At 59.5% G+C, this 17,680-nt stretch carries 15 protein-coding genes; 6 read left to right on the forward strand and 9 right to left on the reverse strand.

Translation table 11 applies throughout. From position 1 onward, the window contains the following. Positions 1-11: 11 nt before the first annotated feature. A complete protein-coding gene (locus MY052_RS00330) occupies positions 12-1,283 on the forward strand; it encodes a gallate dioxygenase (protein ID WP_248538005.1) in 1,272 nt (423 codons plus the stop codon). Here MY052_RS00330 and MY052_RS00335 read toward each other — a convergent pair. Then, entirely contained in the window at positions 1,276-2,550 is a 1,275-nt protein-coding gene (locus MY052_RS00335) for a LysR family transcriptional regulator (RefSeq protein WP_248538006.1), read from the reverse strand. The genes MY052_RS00330 and MY052_RS00335 overlap by 8 nt on opposite strands. A 129-nt stretch (positions 2,551-2,679) precedes the next feature. On the opposite strand from MY052_RS00335, the gene galB reads away from it, so the two are divergent. From galB to MY052_RS00355, 4 genes are read left to right on the forward strand one after another with little or no spacing between them, the layout of a single operon-like run. Next, positions 2,680-3,420 (forward strand): PIG-L deacetylase family protein, encoded by a 741-nt coding sequence (gene galB / locus MY052_RS00340; protein ID WP_248538007.1) that lies wholly within the window; start codon positions 2,680-2,682, stop codon positions 3,418-3,420. Further along, positions 3,417-4,130 (forward strand): 4-carboxy-4-hydroxy-2-oxoadipate aldolase/oxaloacetate decarboxylase, encoded by a 714-nt coding sequence (locus MY052_RS00345; protein WP_248538008.1) that lies wholly within the window; start codon positions 3,417-3,419, stop codon positions 4,128-4,130. Before galB ends, MY052_RS00345 begins: the two co-directional genes overlap by 4 nt. Before the next feature lies 1 nt (position 4,131). After that, positions 4,132-5,217 carry a 4-oxalomesaconate tautomerase gene (locus MY052_RS00350; protein WP_248538009.1) on the forward strand — a complete coding sequence of 362 codons (1,086 nt, stop codon included), beginning with the start codon at positions 4,132-4,134 and terminating at the stop codon, positions 5,215-5,217. A 2-nt stretch (positions 5,218-5,219) separates the two neighbouring features. Next, positions 5,220-6,092: an NAD(P)-dependent oxidoreductase gene (locus tag MY052_RS00355; protein WP_248538982.1), complete on the forward strand. Its 873-nt coding sequence runs from the start codon at positions 5,220-5,222 to the stop codon at positions 6,090-6,092. A 90-nt stretch (positions 6,093-6,182) separates the two neighbouring features. Here the strand turns inward: MY052_RS00355 and MY052_RS00360 are convergent, their stop codons facing one another. Beyond that, positions 6,183-6,476 carry a YicS family protein gene (locus MY052_RS00360; RefSeq protein ID WP_123651002.1) on the reverse strand — a complete coding sequence of 98 codons (294 nt, stop codon included), beginning with the start codon at positions 6,474-6,476 and terminating at the stop codon, positions 6,183-6,185. A gap of 83 nt (positions 6,477-6,559) precedes the next feature. Here MY052_RS00360 and MY052_RS00365 point away from each other — a divergent pair, with 83 nt between their 5' ends. Beyond that, positions 6,560-6,970 carry an Rpn family recombination-promoting nuclease/putative transposase gene (locus MY052_RS00365; protein ID WP_248538010.1) on the forward strand — a complete coding sequence of 137 codons (411 nt, stop codon included), beginning with the start codon at positions 6,560-6,562 and terminating at the stop codon, positions 6,968-6,970. Between the two features lie 40 nt (positions 6,971-7,010). On the opposite strand, the gene MY052_RS00370 is transcribed toward MY052_RS00365, so the two are convergent. From MY052_RS00370 to MY052_RS00400, 7 genes are all read right to left on the reverse strand, one after another. Continuing rightward, positions 7,011-7,913 (reverse strand): EamA family transporter, encoded by a 903-nt coding sequence (locus MY052_RS00370; protein WP_035896226.1) that lies wholly within the window; start codon positions 7,911-7,913, stop codon positions 7,011-7,013. Positions 7,914-8,004: 91 nt separating this feature from the next. Further along, positions 8,005-9,456, reverse strand: coding sequence for a PTS N-acetylmuramic acid transporter subunit IIBC (gene murP / locus MY052_RS00375; RefSeq protein WP_202216935.1), 1,452 nt, complete (start codon positions 9,454-9,456; stop codon positions 8,005-8,007). Positions 9,457-9,480: 24 nt separating this feature from the next. Further along, on the reverse strand, positions 9,481-10,380 hold the full coding sequence (gene murQ, locus MY052_RS00380) for an N-acetylmuramic acid 6-phosphate etherase (RefSeq protein ID WP_248538011.1): 900 nt from the start codon (positions 10,378-10,380) through the stop codon (positions 9,481-9,483). Positions 10,381-10,541: 161 nt separating this feature from the next. Beyond that, positions 10,542-11,705: a multidrug effflux MFS transporter gene (locus MY052_RS00385; protein WP_248538012.1), complete on the reverse strand. Its 1,164-nt coding sequence runs from the start codon at positions 11,703-11,705 to the stop codon at positions 10,542-10,544. 248 nt (positions 11,706-11,953) lie between these two features. Next, a complete protein-coding gene (locus MY052_RS00390; RefSeq protein WP_248538013.1) occupies positions 11,954-13,318 on the reverse strand; it encodes an efflux transporter outer membrane subunit in 1,365 nt (454 codons plus the stop codon). A 3-nt stretch (positions 13,319-13,321) separates the two neighbouring features. Next, positions 13,322-16,429 (reverse strand): efflux RND transporter permease subunit, encoded by a 3,108-nt coding sequence (locus MY052_RS00395; protein WP_248538014.1) that lies wholly within the window; start codon positions 16,427-16,429, stop codon positions 13,322-13,324. Further along, on the reverse strand, positions 16,429-17,550 hold the full coding sequence (locus MY052_RS00400) for an efflux RND transporter periplasmic adaptor subunit (RefSeq protein WP_248538015.1): 1,122 nt from the start codon (positions 17,548-17,550) through the stop codon (positions 16,429-16,431). Before MY052_RS00400 ends, MY052_RS00395 begins: the two co-directional genes overlap by 1 nt. Positions 17,551-17,680: the final 130 nt, after the last annotated feature.

Here is a 17,680-nt window from a genome sequence, read left to right on the forward strand (position 1 = left end):
GGAGTTCCGTTATGGCTAGAATTATTGGCGGTATTGCCGTCTCTCATACCCCGACCATCGGCTTCGCAGTCGATCATCATAAACAGCATGATGCGGCGTGGGCACCGATTTTCGAAAGCTTCGAGCCTTTGCAGCGCTGGCTCGACGAGAAAAAACCGGATGCGCTGGTCTATATCTTCAACGACCATGTAACCGCTTTTTTCTTCGACCACTACTCGACCTTCGCGCTGGGTATTGATAACGAATACGGTGTGGCGGACGAAGGCGGCGGCCCGCGCAGCCTACCGCCAATCAAAGGCAACGCCGCGCTCTCGCGCCATATCGGCAGCAGCCTGATGGCGGACGAGTTCGACATGTCGTTCTTTATGAACAAGAAGCTCGACCACGGCCTGTTCTCGCCGCTTTCGGCGCTGCTGCCGTGGCAGAGCGGCGAATGGCCGACCAAAGTGGTGCCGCTGCAAATTGGCGTACTGCAGTTTCCGGTGCCGAGCGCGCGGCGCTGCTACAAGCTTGGTCAGGCGCTGCGCCGGGCGATTGAGAGCTTCCCGGAGGATATCAACGTCGCCATCGTGGCGACCGGCGGGTTGTCGCACCAGGTGCACGGCGAGCGCTGTGGGTTTAACAACACCGAATGGGACGCGCAGTTTATCGATATGCTGGTGAACGACCCGGAGAAGCTGACCGAGATGACGCTGGCGGAATACGCCGAGCTTGGTGGTATGGAGGGCTCGGAGGTGATCATGTGGCTGGTGATGCGCGGCGCGCTGTCGGCCAACGTCACTGAAACCTGGCGTGATTATTACCTGCCATCGATGACCGGTATCGCCACGCTGATCCTGGAAAACCATGCGCGGCTGCCGCCGGTCGATACGCTTACGCGTCATCGTCAGCATATGGCGCGCCAGCTTGCGGGCGTGGAAAAGCTTCCCGGCACCTATCCGTTCACCCACGAGCGCAGCCTCAACGGTATGCGGCTGAATGCCTTTCTGCACAAGCTGACGCAGCCCGCGTGGCGCGAGCGTTTCCTCAACGAACCGCAGGCGCTGTTTGCCGAGGCGGCGTTAAGCGAGGAGGAGCAGAAGCTGCTGATGACGCGGGACTGGCGAGGGCTGATTCAGTACGGTGCCAGCTTCTTCCTGCTGGAGAAAATGGGCGCGGTGGTGGGGGTGTCGAACCTGCATATCTACGCCGCCATGCGGGGGCAGACGCTCGACGAGTTCCAGAAAACCCGCAACCAGCAGGTGACCTATTCAGTGGCGGGTACAAAAGCACCGGCTAATTAGCTGGCGGTGTTTTTGCCGGCCTGATAAGCGTAGCGCCATCAGGCGTCGCGGCCACCTGCTGATGAATAAAGTTCACCAACGTTTGGGTAGCAGGCGAGGGCAGACTGCCTTCGCGGAAGGTCAGCCCAATGCGCCGCTGCGTATTGGGCAGCTTCACCGGCAGGATGGTCAGCAGGTGGTTATCTATTTCAAAGCGCATCTGGCTGGCGGAAACGGCGGCCAGCAGCGGTGAACCGAGCAACAGGCCGCGCACCATCGCGGCATCACCGGTTTCGACTACCGGCTGCGGCTGCGGCAGGCCGAGGGCGGCAAAGGCTTTATCCAGAAGATGCCGCGCCGGGGCATTGCTGCGCGGCAGCACCCACTGGGCGCAGGCGAGCTGGCTTAGCGGGTCTGGGTGGTTGAGCAGCGGGTGATCGTTGCACACCAGAATCAGCATTTCCTCTTCAAACAGCGGCTGGCAGGTGAGCTCTGGCAACTCATCGTGCTGGCGCAGTGCGCCAATGATAAAATCGATATTTCCCGCCCGCATGTCCGACACCAGGGACTCGTACGGGCTTTCATTGGTCACCACACGGATTCCCGGATGCTGGGCCAGAAAGGCGTTGATGGCGGCGGGCAGCAGCTGCGTACGACTCAGCGGCAGCGCGCCAATGCGGACATTTCCCTCCAGTACGCCGCGTATTGCCGCTAAATCACCCCAGATGTGTGCCAGTTCGTTCAAGGCACGGCTGATGTTCGGATACAGCGTATCGGCGGCCGTGGTCGGACGAACTCCTTCCGGCGTGCGGCGAAACAGCGGCGAACCAGCCCCTTTCTCCAGAATCTTCAGCGCGGCGCTAATCGCTGGCTGCGTCACGCCGAGCTGGTTGGCGACGGTCTGGCTATGGTTGATGTGGTACAGCTGAATAAAAATCTCCAGCCGACGGGTGTTGAACAGCCAACCCGGGTCGGGCAGATCCTTGTGCGGCGCGGTGTGTGCTTTGAGCTTGTGCATCAGCGCGGGAATGGCCTGTAAATCTCCAATCGCCCGCAGCGCGCGCGGCAAAATGCATTTGCCGTATTCCGTCAGCACCATGCCGCTGTAGTGGCGCTCAAACAGCGTCACGCTTAGCTCTGCTTCCAGATCGCGGATGGCACGAGTAATGGCGGACTGGGTGCGAAATAAGTCGTCGGCGGCACGGGAAACGCTGCCGCGGCTGGCGACCTGGCAGAAGAACCGTAACTGCATGATGTTGATGCCTTTCTCGTGCTTCGTCTGCCACATGCCGTTGCTCGCCTTTTGCGGGGTATTTTTTATCCAACATAAATAAAAATCATAGCCTTCGCAAGTTAACGAATTACCCGCTGTGAGCTGGACATGACAAGCTGAAAAAAAACCAAGAAGGAAGCCCACATGTCTACTCTGATTACCCCTAAAAGCGCCCTTGTCGTCAGTGCTCACTCGGCGGATTTCGTCTGGCGCGCGGGCGGCGCTATTGCACTGCACGTTGAACAAGGTTACCAGGTGCATATCGTCTGCCTGTCGTACGGCGAGCGCGGTGAGTCCGCCAAACTGTGGCGCAAAGGCAACATGACCGAGGCGACGGTGAAGCAGCATCGCCAGCAGGAAGCGCAGGCCGCGGCGGGGATCCTCGGCGCCAGCGTCGAGTTCTTTGACATTGGCGACTACCCGCTGCGTGCCGATAAAGAGACGCTGTTCCGCCTCGCGGACGTTTATCGCCGCGTGCAGCCGCACTTTGTGCTGACCCACTCGATGCACGACCCGTACAACTACGATCACCCGCTGGCCTCCAATCTGGCGCAGGAGGCCCGCATTATCGCCCAGGCCGAAGGCTATCGCCCCGGTGAGCCGGTGGTGGCAGCCCCACCGGTTTACTGTTTTGAGCCGCATCAGCCGGAGCAGTGTAACTGGAAGCCGGACGTACTGCTGGATATCACCCGCGTGTGGGAGAAAAAGTACCGCGCTATCCAATGCATGCAGGGACAGGAACATCTGTGGGAATACTACACCCGCGTGGCGCTGCAGCGCGGCGTGCAGGCAAAACGCAATATCGGCATTACCGCTGCACGCGACATCAGCCATGCGGAAGGTTTCCAGAGTATCTTCCCGCGCGTTACGGGGGATCTGGCATGAATTTACTCAATAAAAAAGGTATCGCCGTGCGCTATATCCCGCGCACCGACGGCGGTAAGCTGCGCCAGTTTGCGGCGGCGGGCGTGGCAACAATCCATGAATCCCACGAACGCCAGGGGCTGATGAGCCCGGATATTCGCCCAATTCAGCAGGGCATCAGCCGCGCGGGTAATGCCGTAACGGTGCTGGTGACGCCGGGGGATAACTGGATGTTTCACGTGGCCGTCGAGCTGTGCCAGCCCGGCGATATTCTGGTCGTCGCGCCAACGTCTCCCTGCGGCGATGGTTTCTTCGGCGACCTGCTGGCGACCTCACTTCAGGCGCGAGGCGTGATTGGTCTGGTGGGGGATATCGGCATTCGTGATTCCCAGACGCTACGTGAGATGGGCTTTGCGGTGTGGTCGCGTCAGGTTTACGCCCAGGGCACCGTCAAAGAGACCCTCGGTTCGGTTAACGTGCCGCTGACCTGTGGCGGCCAACTGGTGGTGCCGGGCGATGTAGTGGTGGCGGACGATGACGGGGTGGTGGTGGTGCCGCACGCTCTCGCCGATACGGTGCTGACAAAAGCACAGAGCCGTATCGCCAATGAAACGGCGAAGCGTGAGCGGATGAGCAACGGCGAGCTGGGGCTTGATATCTACGCTATGCGTCCGCGCCTTGCGGAGAAAGGGCTGCGCTATTTTGATTCGGCCGAGGACGTGAGGGACTGATATGGCGCAACGCAGAATCCCCTGCCTGTGGATGCGGGGCGGAACCTCAAAGGCGGCCTGTTTTCTGGCATCAGACCTGCCCGCATCAACCGAGCAGCGCGACGCGGTGCTGTTGGCAGTGATGGGCTCGCCCGATCTCCGCCAGATTGACGGTATCGGCGGCGGCGACCCGCTGACCAGCAAAGTGGCCATTATCCAGCGCTCAACTCGCCCGGATGCCGACGTGGATTATCTGTTTGCGCAGGTCAACGTAGAGCGTGCAGTGGTCGATTACGGCCAGAACTGCGGCAATATTCTGGCGGCGGTGGGACCGTTTGCTATCGAACGCGGGTTGGTGCCGCTTAACGTACCGATAACTCAGGTGCGGGTGCATATGGTCAACACCGGGCAGATTGCGATGGCAGAAGTCCCCTGCTTGTCGGACGGCGTAAAGTACGACGGCGACGCACGTATTGACGGCGTACCGGGCAGCGCCAGCCCTATTATCCTCAACTTTCTTGATACCGCCGGCTCGACCTGCGGTGCGCTGCTGCCTACTGGCAGCGTGGTTGACCGCTTCGACGGCATCGACGTCACCTGCATTGATAACGGCATGCCGGTTATTCTGCTGCGAGCCAGCGATGTTGGGCGCACGGGCTATGAAACCCGGGAGCAGCTCGATGCAGACGATGAACTGAAGCTGCGGCTGGAATCCATCCGCTTGCAGGCAGGGCCGCGTATGAATCTGGGTGACGTCGCCCAACGCAGCGTGCCGAAAATAACGTTGATCGCCGAACCGCGTAGCGGCGGGGCTATCAGCAGCCGGACCTTTATTCCGCACCGCTGCCATGCGTCGATTGGCGTGTTCGGCGCGGTGAGCGTGGCGAGCGCCTGCCTGTTACCGGGCGCGGTGACGCAGGGGCTGGCGAATGTGGGGGAAGGGCGTGAACAGCTGGTCAGCGTTGAACATCCAACCGGTGAGTTCAGCGTGGCGATACAGCGTCGGGATGACGGCAGCCTGGCGGGCAGCGGCCTGGTGCGCACCGCCCGGCTTCTGTTTGTCGGTGAGGTCTTAATTCCGGCCGCCATCTGGCCTGCGAAGGAGTGATGATGAGACATATTGCGTTTATTGGTTTTGGTGAAGCGGGCGGCATTCTGGCCAGTGAACTGGCGGCACAGCATCAGGTGGTTATCTGGGATAGCAAGCTCGGCGGCGGTGAGCGTGAAGCGATGCTGGCGAAGGCCGACCAGGCTGGCGTGCAGGTGGCGGACTCTCTTGCGCAGGCGCTGGACGGCGCGGCGTGGGTCTTCTCTACCGTCACCGCAGGGTCGGCGCTGGAGGTAGCGCAACAGAGCGCGGCGTTGATGCAGGCCGGGCAGTATTTTCTCGACCTTAACTCGGTGGCACCCGATACCAAGCGACAGGCGGCACAGGCATTTTCCCCCGGCGTCTACGTTGACGTGGCGGTCATGGCTCCGGTACCTCCCGCGCGGATGAAAACCCCGCTGTTGGTCGGCGGCCCGCAGGCGGAGTCAGTGACCGATGTGCTGAATCAGCTTGGCTTTAACGCCCGCTTTGGCAGTCTGGTTGTTGGCAAAGTGTCGGCCATTAAGATGTGCCGTAGCGTGATGATAAAAGGGCTGGAGGCGCTGACCACCGAGTGCCTGTTTGCCGCACGTGAATACGGCGTGGAAGAAGACGTGCTGGCCTCGCTGCACGCCAGCTTCCCGTCTCTCGGCTGGGACGGTGCGTTTCCGGGATACCTGATTAGTCGCGTGGCGGAACATGGGATACGCCGCAGTGAAGAGATGGAAGAAGTGGTAAAAACGCTGCGCGATGCGGGCGGTGAGGGGCTGATGAGCCAGTCGACGGCGCGAGTTCAGCGCCATTTACCGCAGCAGATGCGGGGATTAGGATTGGATTATGCTGGCCTACAGTCGTTTAGCTGGCAGTCGCTAGCAGATACGCTGAAAGGGCGCTGATTTTCTCGGGGTCGCTGCGCTCGCCTGGGCTACACAATGCAACGGTAGCCCGGCCGAACGCAGTGATGCCGGGGAGCCCTGCTTATAGTGCTACTTGGTCGGGCACTGAATGCTTTTAATCGCCTTTTCATAGGCAGAACGATCGTTCTTATCCAGCGCCCGCGTGGCGCTCTGCACCGCAGTTTTATTCTCTTTCGACTCCAGCACGCGGTTAGCAAACTGCGAATCGCTTAGCCCACTGCTTGCCGGACAGTTCTGCTTCACGTCTTTTACCACCTGCTGTTTTTGCTGCTCAAACTTCAGCCCTTCCAGCGGTGCGGCCAGCGCGACGGCAGGCAACAGCAGGGAGGCGGCAAGCGACATGGCGATACTGATTTTCTTCATTGCGGATATCCTTATGTTAATGCGTTTAGTTAACTATAGACGCATTCCCCGGCGCGTCATTCTGCGTAGCGGTTTCCAGCAAAATGACGGCGTTGCACTGGCTCATTAACACCTTTCGTCAGCGCGATCTGCTGGGGCTAGTGGACAGGCTAGCCCTGCTGCTCGTTACAGGGTGTGCTAATGACAGCCAGATGGAAGCGCTGTTTAATTATTTGCTGCGGTCAGGAGATGCGGTGCGCTTTCATGAATTTCTCCAGGCTGCGGTAGCGCGTTTACCCGAACAGAAGGAGAAGATGATGACGATTGCGGAGAGGCTGCGGGAAGAAGGGCATCTGGCGGGATTACAGGTGGGGGTTCAGCAAGGGCTACAACAGGGCATTCAGCAAGAAGCCCTGCGCATTGCCCGTACCATGCTGGAAAACGATATAGATAGTGCTCTGGTTCAGCTCATCACCGGGCTTTCGGCTGACGAACTGGAGGCACTGCGGCACTAAAATTTGGCCCGATAGCGCGGTGCTACCGGGCATTACCGTGCTACGCCGTTTTCGTTCTGCGGCGTGAGTCCAGTGAAATCAGTACCACCGAAGAGAGGATCAGCAGCGTGCCCAGCCAGTCTGGCAGGGTGAAGCTGATGCCCAACAGCAGCAGCGACAGCAGCGCGCTGCTGAGGGGTTCGGCGCAGCTGAGGATACTGGCTTTTGGGCCGCCGATCATCTGCGCGCCTTTCAGGTACAGGCTGAAGGTGAGGGAGGTGCCAATCACCACCAGATAGAAGAACGCTAGCAGCAGGTTGCCGGTAATTACCACGTTCGCGCCATCTCCCGCGTAGAACGGCAGCAGCATTGCACCACCGAGCAGCATACTCCAGCCGACGATCGGCAGCGTGCCGTAACGGGCAATCAGCGTGGAGGGGTAGGTGGTGTAAAACGCCGCCGCGAACGCCGAAGCGATACCCCAGAACAGCGCGGCACCGGAAATTGAGAGCGACGTCGGGTCGCCGTGAGTGACCAGTAAGAACGTGCCGATAAGCGAGGTTGCAATGGCGGCAAAGACGAAACGCCCCGGACGGGCTTTGCGCACGATGGCGAACCAGGCGACGATAATGGTCGGCGACAGGAATTGCAAAATCGTTGCGGTGGCGGCGTTGGATTTTTCAATCGCCAGCAGGAAGGTGAGCTGAACGGTCATCGCGCCAACAAGGGAGAACAGCAGCAGGCTGATAATGTCTTTGCGGTCTTTCAGAATGCGGAAAATGCCGTCGCCGTGCAGGAAAGAGAACGTTAGCAGGATAAAGCCACCGGAGAGCAGGCGAATCATCGTCAAAAACGGCGACGGCATCTGGCTGTGTTCCATGATGTACTGCGCACAAACGCCTGAACTTCCCCACAATATGGCGGCAACTAAGACGTTCAGCATCCCTTTTCTGGTGGCACCCATTTTTCCCCAACCCTGTCATATGATTTTATTCTGGCGGGCATCATAGCATGGGCAGAGGCTTGCCCCCAGCGGTGCGCCGGGGGCAAAAGGGTTAGCTGAGGTCGACGTTTTTGCTGCCAAACAGCCAGGTGAGCAGGAAGCCGAAGAAGTAGGCCACGAGCAGACCCGCGGCGTAGACCGCCATCCCGGCGTAGATGCCGCTGTGCGAGGTCATCAGCGGCAGCGCCACCAGACCAGATGGACCAAAGACGGTGTTGAGGCCAACCGGCAGCCCTAGCCAGGCCACCAGACCGATAAAGAAGCCCCCGCAGGCGCCGCCGAGACAGGCGGTGACAAACGGCTTCATGCGCGGCAGCGTGACGCCGTAAATCAGCGGTTCGCCCACGCCGAGCAGGCCGGGAATAATGGCCCCTTTAATCTGCGTACGCAGCAGTGAATCTTGCTTCGCGCGGAAATAGAGCGCCAGTGCCGCGCCAACCTGGCCCGCACCGGCCATCGCCAGAATGGTGAACAGTGAGTTAAAGCCCTGGGCTTCCATCAGCGCAAAATAGACCGGCACAAAGCCCTGATGCACGCCGAACATCACCGCCAGCAGGAACAACCCGGCCAGCACCGCAGAGCCGAACGGGTTACCGTTGAGGTGCAGGAACAGCCAGGACATCCCGGTAAACAGGTAGCCACCGATAGGCATAATCACCACGAAGGTGACCGCGCCCATGATCAGCAGCGTCACCGCCGAGGTGAGGATCATGTCCAGGTTGGCGGGCATGATGCGACGCACCCGTTTTTCTACCCACGCGCCAATAATCGAGGCAATCAGTACGCCGATAATATTGCCGCGCGGGTCGATGCCGTGGCCGAAGAAATCGGTGATACCGGAGTAAAAGCCGACGGTGGCTTTCGGGTCATAGCCGAGGATAAACAGCGCGGCGATGATGGCACCGTTGACGCCGGAGCCGCCAAAGGCTTTCTGTGCGTTATAGCCAATCAAAATGCTCAGGAAGGTGAACATCCCTTTGCTGAAGATTTTCATGTAGCTGATGATGCCAACCAGCGTGGCGTTGGGGTGCGCGTTCTCCAGCACGAAAAGCTGTTCGGCGAGCGTGGCAAAACCCAGCAGCAGCCCGACGGCGATAAAGCCCGGAATCAGCGGGGTAAAGATAGTGGCAAACTTCGCCAGAAACTTCTGCACACCGCCGGTCTGTTTGCCCTTTAGCTCCTGCTTTTTGGCGCTGGCGATATCGGCGAGTGACTCGCCGCTGGCGGGGGTTCCCCGTGCGGCAGGTTCGTTTTCCAGCAGCTCGTTCATCAGCTCGGCGGCGGTTTGCGCTTTACCCGGCCCGAGGATTATCTGGAACTGCTCCTCGCTGACGACGACCCCCAGTACGCCTTCAACCTGGCGGATGGCCGCTACGTCGGCGTGAACGTCGCTGCGTAAGGTTAAACGCAGTCGGGTCATACAGTTACCCGCCTGGACTACGTTCGGCGCGCCGCCAACCAGGTCGAGGAGGCGAGCTATCATCGCTTTATTTATTTTGGCCATTCCACGGTATCCCAGTCAGTTGAATCAGTGTTTTAACGCTTTACGGATAAAGCCGTTGTTGTCTGCCAGCAATTGCTTCGCTTCTTCGGCGCTCAGGTTTGCCAGCACCATCACGATGGCGGTTTTGCAGTGTCGGCCGCAGGCATCAAGCGCAGCCATCGCGGTGGTGCGATCGCATTCGGTGGCTTCCATCACGATGGAAATCTGACGTTCAATCAGCTTGGCGTTGGTGGCTTCCACGTCAACCATCAGGTTGCTATAGACCTTGCCGCTGCGGATCATCGCGCCGGTGGTAATCATGTTCAGCACCAGCTTCTGTGCGGTGCCAGCTTTCAAACGGGTAGAGCCGGTGACCACTTCCGGGCCGACAACCGGGGTGATTGCGATATCCGCGCGCTGCGCCATTTCACCGTGCGGGTTGCAGCTTACAATGGCGACCAGCGCGTTCTGCTGGTGGGCGTATTCCATAGCGCCGAGGACGTACGGGGTGCGGCCGCTGGCGGCGATGCCGACCAGCACATCATGTTCGTTAAAGCCCAGCGCCTGTAAATCTTCTGCGCCGCGCGCCGCGTTGTCTTCAAAGTTTTCTACGGCTTTCAGAATGGCGGTATGGCCGCCGGCAATCAGGCCGACAACCTGTTCTGGGCGGGTGCCAAAGGTTGGCGGGCATTCGCTGGCATCGAGGATGCCTAAACGCCCGGAGGTGCCTGCGCCGATGTAAATCAGTCGCCCGCCGTGGCGGAAGGCGTCGGCCACGGCGTCAACGAGCTGGGCAATTTGCGGAATGTAAGGGGTGATCGCATGGGCAACCAGCTGATCTTCGTTGTTAATCACCGTCAGCATTGCTTCGGTAGAGAGGGTGTCAATGTTGGCGCTGTTGGCGTTGCGGCGTTCGGTCAGCAGTTTGCTCAGGTCGATACTCATAGGAAACCTCATCATTCTCAGTGGCAGGCAGTATAAGGAATTAATTATTCCAATCATGTGAAGGGTATCACGATTAGCGCGTTGGGGATACGCAGTGATTTAGATGAGATAAGGGAAGTTGCGGTAATAACATTGGAATATTTTATTACCGCAGAAAGGGATTATTGTGCTTCGCGAGGTTTAAGCAGGCCGAAGAAGAGCGCCAGCGCGTAGGAGATCGCCATGGCGAGGCTCATCTTGAGCATCGTTTCGCCGCCAAGCCCAGCGAGCGGTGCGGCAATGCCGCCGCAGACGAACATCAACGTGCCCATCAGCGCGGAGGCGGTGCCCGACTGTGCGCTATCCACCGCGTTCATCGCTTCGGCCCCGGAGACGGTGCTGATGCCGCTCATAAACGACACGGTGAAGAACAGCCCCACCAGCGCCAGCACCGCGTGCTGTTGCCAGGCGAGCAGTAGCGTCACCAGCGCGCAGAATACCGCCAGCAGCAGGCCGCGGCGCAGCAGGGTTTCTGCGGGGACGCGACGGGCCAGGCGAGAGAAAATCAGCGCGGCGATAATCAGCCCGATGCCGTTCAGGCCAAACAGCAGGCTGAACTGCATGGCGCTCATGCCATATTCGCTTTGAATGACGAACGACGACGAACCGATGTAGGAGAACAGCCCGGCCATCATAAAGGCCTGAATCAGGCAGTAGCGCATAAAGCGGCGGTTCTTCAGCACCGGCGTGCCTTTGGTCTGCTGCGCGGCGTTGGCGCTTTTTGGCGGCAGCGTTTCATGCAGCACGACGAGACTCAGGAGCAGCAGCACCGCGCCGATCCCCGCCATCGTCCAGAACAAAATGCGCCAGTCGAAGGCGGTGATGATATAGCCCCCCAGCACCGGTGAAAGCACTGGGGCGATGCCGTTAACGGTCATCAGCAGGGCGAAAAACTGCGTAAGCTGCGTGCCCTGATAGCGGTCGCGGGCGATGGAGCGAGACAGCACGGAGCCGCCCGCCCCAGCGAAGCCCTGCAGGAAGCGCCAGACAATCAGCATATGGATATCGTAGGTGACGGCGCACATTGCTGAGGAAAAGATAAACAGCAGCAGGGAGATAGCCAGCGGCTTGCGGCGGCCGATGCGGTCGCTGAGCGGGCCGAAAAAGAGCTGACCAAGGCCAAGGCCGATAAGCGCGGCGGTGAGCGACAGTTGGGTCTGGGTGCCGGTGGCATTCAACTGGTCGGTAATTTCCGGCAGCGCCGGTAGGTAAAAGTCGGTACACAGTGGGCCGATTGCGCAAAGCAGGCCAAGCACCACGACCCAGGAAAGGGAAATACGCGGCATGAAAGCTCCTTTTTATTCTTCATAATCAATGTGGGGGATGGTGCTTGTTGCACCCTCACCCCGGCCCTCTCCCTGAAAGGGAGAGGGAGAAAACCAGCGCCGTGGCTAACTTACGACACCGAACGGTCCTCTCGTCCCTTCAGTGAGAGGGAGAAAACCAGCGCTGTGACTAACTCACGACACTGAACGGTCCCCTCGCCCCTTCGTGGAGAGGGTTAGGGTGAGGGGGGAAAACCCGAACCAACACATCAACTCACCCCGCCCCCCAGTGACTGCCACAGCGTAATCCGGTTCGCCAGATCCGTTTCCTGCAGTGCAATCAGCGTCTGCTGCGCTGACCACAGCGTACGCTGCGCCGTCAGCGCGGTCAGGTAATCCCCGATGCCTGCCTGATAACGCTTCATCGCCACGTCCAGCGTCTGCTGTTCCGCCGCCACGTATTGCTTCTGCGCATCAAGCTGTTCGCTCAGCGTCTGGCGACGCGCCAGCGCATCCGCCACGTCTTTAAACGCGCTCTGAATCGTTTTCTCGTAGGTGGCAATCAGCCCCTTTTTCTCCGCCTCGGCGTAGCGAAGCTGCGCCAGATTGCTGCCACCGGTAAACAGCGGCAGTGAAATGGACGGCGCAAATGACCAGACGCTCATACCGTGGCTAAACAATGAAGATAGCGCATCGCTGCCTACTCCGGCGCTGGCGGTGAGTGAAATGGTCGGGAAGAAGTTGGCGCGCGCCGCGCCGATATTGGCGTTGGCGCTCTTCAGATTGTGCTCCGCTTCCTGAATATCCGGGCGTGTTAGCAGCACGGACGACGAGACGCCCGCCGGGACCAGCGAGATGGTGTTGGCGGCCAGGCTCTCCAGCGTACCCGGGAGCAAGGAATCCGGTACGGTGGTGCCGGCCAGCAGGTTAATGGCGTTTTTATCCTGCATCACCAGCGTTTGATAGCTGGCGACGCTGGCGCGAGCCTGCTGGTAGACGCTCATCGCCTCGCTCACGTCGGTGGCTGCCGCAGTGCCAATCTGCTGCTGGCGCTGGACGATTTTTAGCGAATCCGCCGCGCTCGCCATGGTCTGCTGCGCCAGCGCCAGATTGCTGTTATCTGCTGCCAGCGTCACCCACGCGGTGGTGAGCTCGGAAATCATCGTCAGACGGGTGTTCTGCGCGGTGAATTCGCTGGCAAGCCAGGTTTCACGGGCCGCGCGGGACAGGCTCTGATTACGGCCAAACAGATCCAGCTCGAAGCTGGAAACCGCGCCGTCGGCCTGCGCGGTGGTGCTCACGCCGCTGGCCAGCGTGCGGCTGCGGGTGTTGCTCAGCTCGGCGTTGACGGTCGGCATCAGCGATGCGCGGGTTTCACCGTACTGCGCGCGGGCGGCGTCAATATCGGCAATCGCTTTTTGCACATCGCGGTTGCTGTTGAGCGCCTGGCTCACCAGCTTTTGCAGGCGCGCATCGTTCACCACCTGCTGCCAGTTACCGACAACCGCGGTGGCTTCACCGTGGCTGCCCGGCAGGCTCGCTGGAATCGGCGCGTCCGGGCGCTGATAGTTGGGGTCCATCGACACGCAGCCGACGCTCAGGAACGCAATAAATAACACTGATAAACGAAACATGGCTTACTCCTGACGACCGCGTTTGCCGGCGAACAGACGTTTCACCAGCACAAAGAACAGAGGAACAAAGAAAATCGCCAGCAGGGTCGCCGTCAGCGTACCGCCGATAATCCCGGTACCGATGGCGATACGGCTATTCGCGCCTGCACCGGTCGCCACCGCCAGCGGCATGACCCCGGCGATAAACGCTAGTGAGGTCATGATGATTGGTCGCAAACGAGTCTGTGCTGCCCGCAGCGCTGAGCGGCTGAGCGAGTAGCCCTGAGCCACCGACGCTTCGGCAAATTCAACGATCAGGATGGCGTTTTTCGACGACAGCCCAATGGTGGTGAGCAATGCGACCTGGAAGTAGACATCGTTGCTCAGATCGCGCATCCAGGCTGCCAGCGCGGCCCCCAGCAGGCCGAGTGGAATCACCAGAATTACGGAAATCGGTACTGACCAGCTTTCATACAGCGCTGCCAGACACAGGAACACCACCAGAATCGAGATGGCATACAGGCTCATCGCCTGACCGCTGGCCAGTTTTTCCTGCAATGACAGGCCGCTCCAGGCCCAGGTGGAACCGGCAGGTAGGCTGTTAGCGAGGTTCTCCATGGTCGTCATCGCGGTACCGGAGCTCGCGCCGGTCGCATTTTCGCCCTGGATTTCATAGGCCGCAGCGCCGTTGTAACGCACCAGGCTTTCCGGACCGTATTCCCAACGGGTCGTGGCAAAGGCGGAGAACGGCGTCATGCTGTCATCGCTACCGCGTACGAACCATTTTCCGAGATCGGACGGTGCCGAGCGTGAATCGCTATCGCCCTGGATATAGACTTTTTTCACGCGTCCGCGGTCGATAAAGTCGTTCACGTAAGTGCCGCCCCAGGCGCTGGAGAGCGTTGAGGTGACGTCGCTTAACGACAGCCCCAGAGACACCGCCTTGTTGTTATCGATATCCACCTGTAGCTGTGGCGTTTGCGGCATATCGTTGGCGCGCACGGCGTGCAGGGTGGCATCCTGATTGGCTTTACCAATCAGCTGGTCGCGCATTTTCAGCAGTTCGGCACGGTCGGTGCCGCCGCTGGCCATCAGTTCAAAGGTAAAGCCGTTGCTTTGTCCAAGGCCATCCACCGACGGTGGCGTCATCGCAAATAGCGTGGCATCGCGAATCGCACCCAGCTCTTTGGTGGCGCGCAAGGCAATGGCCTGGGCGGTATTTTCCGCGCCTTTACGCTCGGACCAGTTTTTCAGTGAGACGAAGGCCATACCGGCGTTTTGCCCGCTGCCGCTAAAGCTAAAGCCGTTGACGGTGAAGATAACGTCGGTATTGGCTTTCTCATTATTGAGGAACCAGTCGGTTACCTGCCTACTGACCTCGGCGGTACGCGAATTGGTAGCCCCGGCGGGCAAGGTGTACTGCACCATGATCTCGCCCTGGTCTTCCACCGGCAGGAAGCTGCCCGGCAGTTTCCACATCGCCAGCGCCATGCCGCCGCAGATGGCTAAATAGACCACCATGACCAGCCCGGAACGGCTCAGGGTATTGAGCACCCGGTGTTTGTATTTACGCTCAGTAGAGCCATAAAAGCGGTTAAATGCGCCGAAAAAGCCTTTTTTATGCGGTGGCGTATGTTGCAGGATTGAGCCGCACAGTGCGGGCGTCAGCGTCAACGCCACCACTACGGAGAGCATCATTGCCGAGATAATGGTGACCGAGAACTGACGGTAAATCACCCCGGTGGAACCGCCAAAGAAGGCCATCGGCAGGAACACCGCGGACAGCACCAACGCAATGGCGACCAGCGCCCCGGAGATTTCGCCCATCGACTTTTCGGTCGCTTCACGGGCAGGCAGCCCTTCATCGCGCATAATGCGCTCGACGTTTTCGACCACCACGATGGCGTCATCCACCAGTAGCCCTATCGCCAGCACCATGGCGAACAGCGTCAGGGTATTGATCGAATAACCGAACAGCGCCAGCACCCCAAACGTGCCGAGCAGCACCACCGGCACCGCCAGCGCAGGGATAAGCGTAGCGCGGATGTTTTGCAGGAACAGATACATCACGCAGACCACGAGGAAGATGGCTTCAAACAGCGTTTTCACCACATCTTCGACGGAGATCTTAATAAATTCGGTGCTGTCTTTCGGATAAGCGACGTCATAGCCCTGCGGCATATTGCGCTTATATTCGTTGATTTTATCTTTCACCAGCGTGGCGGTGCTCAGCGCGTTCGCCCCGGGTGCCAGCATCACTGCCATCCCGGCGGCCGGGTGGCCGTTCAGTTTGGCGACGGCGGTGTAGTCTTCGCTGCCCATCTCAACGCGAGCCACGTCGCCGATACGCACTACCGCACCGTTGGACTGGCTTTTAATGATGATGTCTTTGAACTGGTCAACGGTCTGCAAACGCGACTGGGCGCGTACGGTGGCGGTGAGCTGCTGGGTGTCTGGCGACGGCAGAGCACCGATTTTACCGGCGGAAACCTGCACGTTCTGCGCCTCAATGGCGCTCTGCACGTCGGACGGCATCAGTGAGTAGGAGGCCAGCTTCGCCGGGTCCATCCAGATGCGCATGGCGTATTCCGCACCGAACACTTGCAGGCTGCCGACGCCCTCGAGACGGGCCATCGGGTCCTGCATGTTACTGACCAGCCAGTCGGCGATGTCGGAGCTGCTGGCCTTATCGGTTTTGTCGTAAACCCCCATGATTAGCAAGAAGTTGCTCTGGGATTTCACCACCGTCACGCCAGATTGCTGTACTTCGCTTGGCAGACGGGATTCAGCCTGCTGCACTTTGTTTTGCACCTGAACCTGCGCGGTATCCGGGTCGGTACCTTGCTCAAAGGTGACGTTGATGCTTACGGAACCGTCGGAGCTGCTGGTGGAGGTAAAGTAGAGCAGGTTATCCAATCCGGTCAGCTGTTGTTCAATGACCTGGGTGACGCTGTTTTCCAGCGTTTGCGCCGACGCGCCGGTATAGGTGGCGGAGATTTTAATCGACGGCGGCGCGACGTCCGGGTATTGCGCGACCGGCAACGTTTTGATGGCCAGCATCCCGGCCAGCATAATCAGGATGGCGATAACCCAGGCGAAGACCGGGCGACGCACGAAGAAACGGGCAAACATCAGGCGTTTCCTCCGTTAGCTTTCACTTCAACCGGTTTCACCTGCTGGCCGACGGTGACTTTTGCTGTACCTTCGACAATAAGTTTATCACCCGCTTTCAGGCCGTTGAGTACCAGCCATTTGTCACCGTAGGTTTCGCCGGTTTCCAGCTCACGCTGCTCGACTTTGTTGTCGGCGGAGACCACCAGTGCGGTCGCGATCCCTTTAGCATCGCGGGTAATACCCTGCTGCGGCGCCAGGATGGCATCGCTCATGATGCCCTCATCGACTTTCGCTCGCACGAACATGCCCGGCAGCAGTTGGTGGTTCGGGTTAGGGAACACGGCGCGCAGGGTAACTGAGCCGGTGGACTCGTCTACCGCCACTTCGGTGAGCGCCAGGCGACCTTTTTCGCTGTAGGTGCTGCCATCTTCCAGGGTTAACGTCACGCCGAGCGTGTCGCTGTTGGTCGCCAGCGACTGTTTACGCAGACGCAGCAGGTCAACGCTGGAACGGGTGAGGTCAACGTAGATGGTGTCGAGGCCGCGAATGGTGGCCAGCGCGGTGGTCTGCTCGGCGGTGACCAGCGCCCCCGGCGTGACTGAGGAGATGCCGATACGCCCTGTAATCGGTGCGGTGACGGTGGTCCAGTTGAGGTTTATGCGTGCGCTTTCCAGCGCCGCTTTTTTCGACTCAACGCTGGCCTTGTCCTGTGCACAGGTTGACTGTGCGTCGTCGGCATCCTGCCGCGATACGCCGTTATCTTTCACTAACAGCGCGTAACGCTGCGCTTTCTGGCAGTCGGCGACGACCAGCGCCTGCGCCTGTTTCAGCGCGGCGGCGGCTTCGTTATAGGTGGCGCGGAAGCTGGACGGGTCAATCTGGTACAGCGCCTGGCCCGCTTTGACGTTATCGCCTTCATTAAAAAGCCGTTTCTGGATGATGCCGGAGACCTGTGGACGAACTTCAGCGCTCAGTGAGGTGGTGGTGCGCCCGGTCAGGTCACTGACTACGGAAACGGGTTGGCTTTTTAATGTGACGATGCCCACTTCCTGAGCGGGACGCTCTGGAGAGGCGGTAGGCGCATTATCGCATCCGCTCAGGAGAAATAATGCCGCGATGGTGGTTGTTATGTATTTCATATTTTTCTCAGGGTGAACGACACCCTCCTCGCCGAATAAGGGTGAGGATTTCAGGTGTAAGAAAGCCTGCATCTCCGGAGGGCCGGAAACGACAAAAGGGGGATGAAAATATCCCCTGGTATCTAAATGG

The organism is Kluyvera ascorbata (assembly GCF_023195735.1).
Taxonomy (GTDB): Bacteria; Pseudomonadota; Gammaproteobacteria; order Enterobacterales; family Enterobacteriaceae; genus Kluyvera; species Kluyvera ascorbata.

What these genes read in the sequence shown, in the direction of transcription:
- MY052_RS00385 (WP_248538012.1), bottom strand. Translation starts at nt 11,705, where the DNA reads ATGCCGCGTATTTCCCTTTCCTGGGTCGTGGTGCTTGGCCTGCTTTGC.
- MY052_RS00395 (WP_248538014.1), bottom strand. Translation starts at nt 16,429, where the DNA reads ATGTTTGCCCGTTTCTTCGTGCGTCGCCCGGTCTTCGCCTGGGTTATC.
- MY052_RS00335 (WP_248538006.1), bottom strand. Translation starts at nt 2,550, where the DNA reads ATGTGGCAGACGAAGCACGAGAAAGGCATCAACATCATGCAGTTACGG.
- MY052_RS00400 (WP_248538015.1), bottom strand. Translation starts at nt 17,550, where the DNA reads ATGAAATACATAACAACCACCATCGCGGCATTATTTCTCCTGAGCGGA.
- MY052_RS00345 (WP_248538008.1), top strand. Translation starts at nt 3,417, where the DNA reads ATGAATTTACTCAATAAAAAAGGTATCGCCGTGCGCTATATCCCGCGC.
- murP (WP_202216935.1), bottom strand. Translation starts at nt 9,456, where the DNA reads ATGGCCAAAATAAATAAAGCGATGATAGCTCGCCTCCTCGACCTGGTT.
- MY052_RS00355 (WP_248538982.1), top strand. Translation starts at nt 5,220, where the DNA reads ATGAGACATATTGCGTTTATTGGTTTTGGTGAAGCGGGCGGCATTCTG.
- MY052_RS00360 (WP_123651002.1), bottom strand. Translation starts at nt 6,476, where the DNA reads ATGAAGAAAATCAGTATCGCCATGTCGCTTGCCGCCTCCCTGCTGTTG.
- MY052_RS00350 (WP_248538009.1), top strand. Translation starts at nt 4,132, where the DNA reads ATGGCGCAACGCAGAATCCCCTGCCTGTGGATGCGGGGCGGAACCTCA.
- MY052_RS00365 (WP_248538010.1), top strand. Translation starts at nt 6,560, where the DNA reads ATGACGGCGTTGCACTGGCTCATTAACACCTTTCGTCAGCGCGATCTG.
- MY052_RS00370 (WP_035896226.1), bottom strand. Translation starts at nt 7,913, where the DNA reads ATGGGTGCCACCAGAAAAGGGATGCTGAACGTCTTAGTTGCCGCCATA.
- MY052_RS00390 (WP_248538013.1), bottom strand. Translation starts at nt 13,318, where the DNA reads ATGTTTCGTTTATCAGTGTTATTTATTGCGTTCCTGAGCGTCGGCTGC.
- murQ (WP_248538011.1), bottom strand. Translation starts at nt 10,380, where the DNA reads ATGAGTATCGACCTGAGCAAACTGCTGACCGAACGCCGCAACGCCAAC.
- MY052_RS00330 (WP_248538005.1), top strand. Translation starts at nt 12, where the DNA reads ATGGCTAGAATTATTGGCGGTATTGCCGTCTCTCATACCCCGACCATC.
- galB (WP_248538007.1), top strand. Translation starts at nt 2,680, where the DNA reads ATGTCTACTCTGATTACCCCTAAAAGCGCCCTTGTCGTCAGTGCTCAC.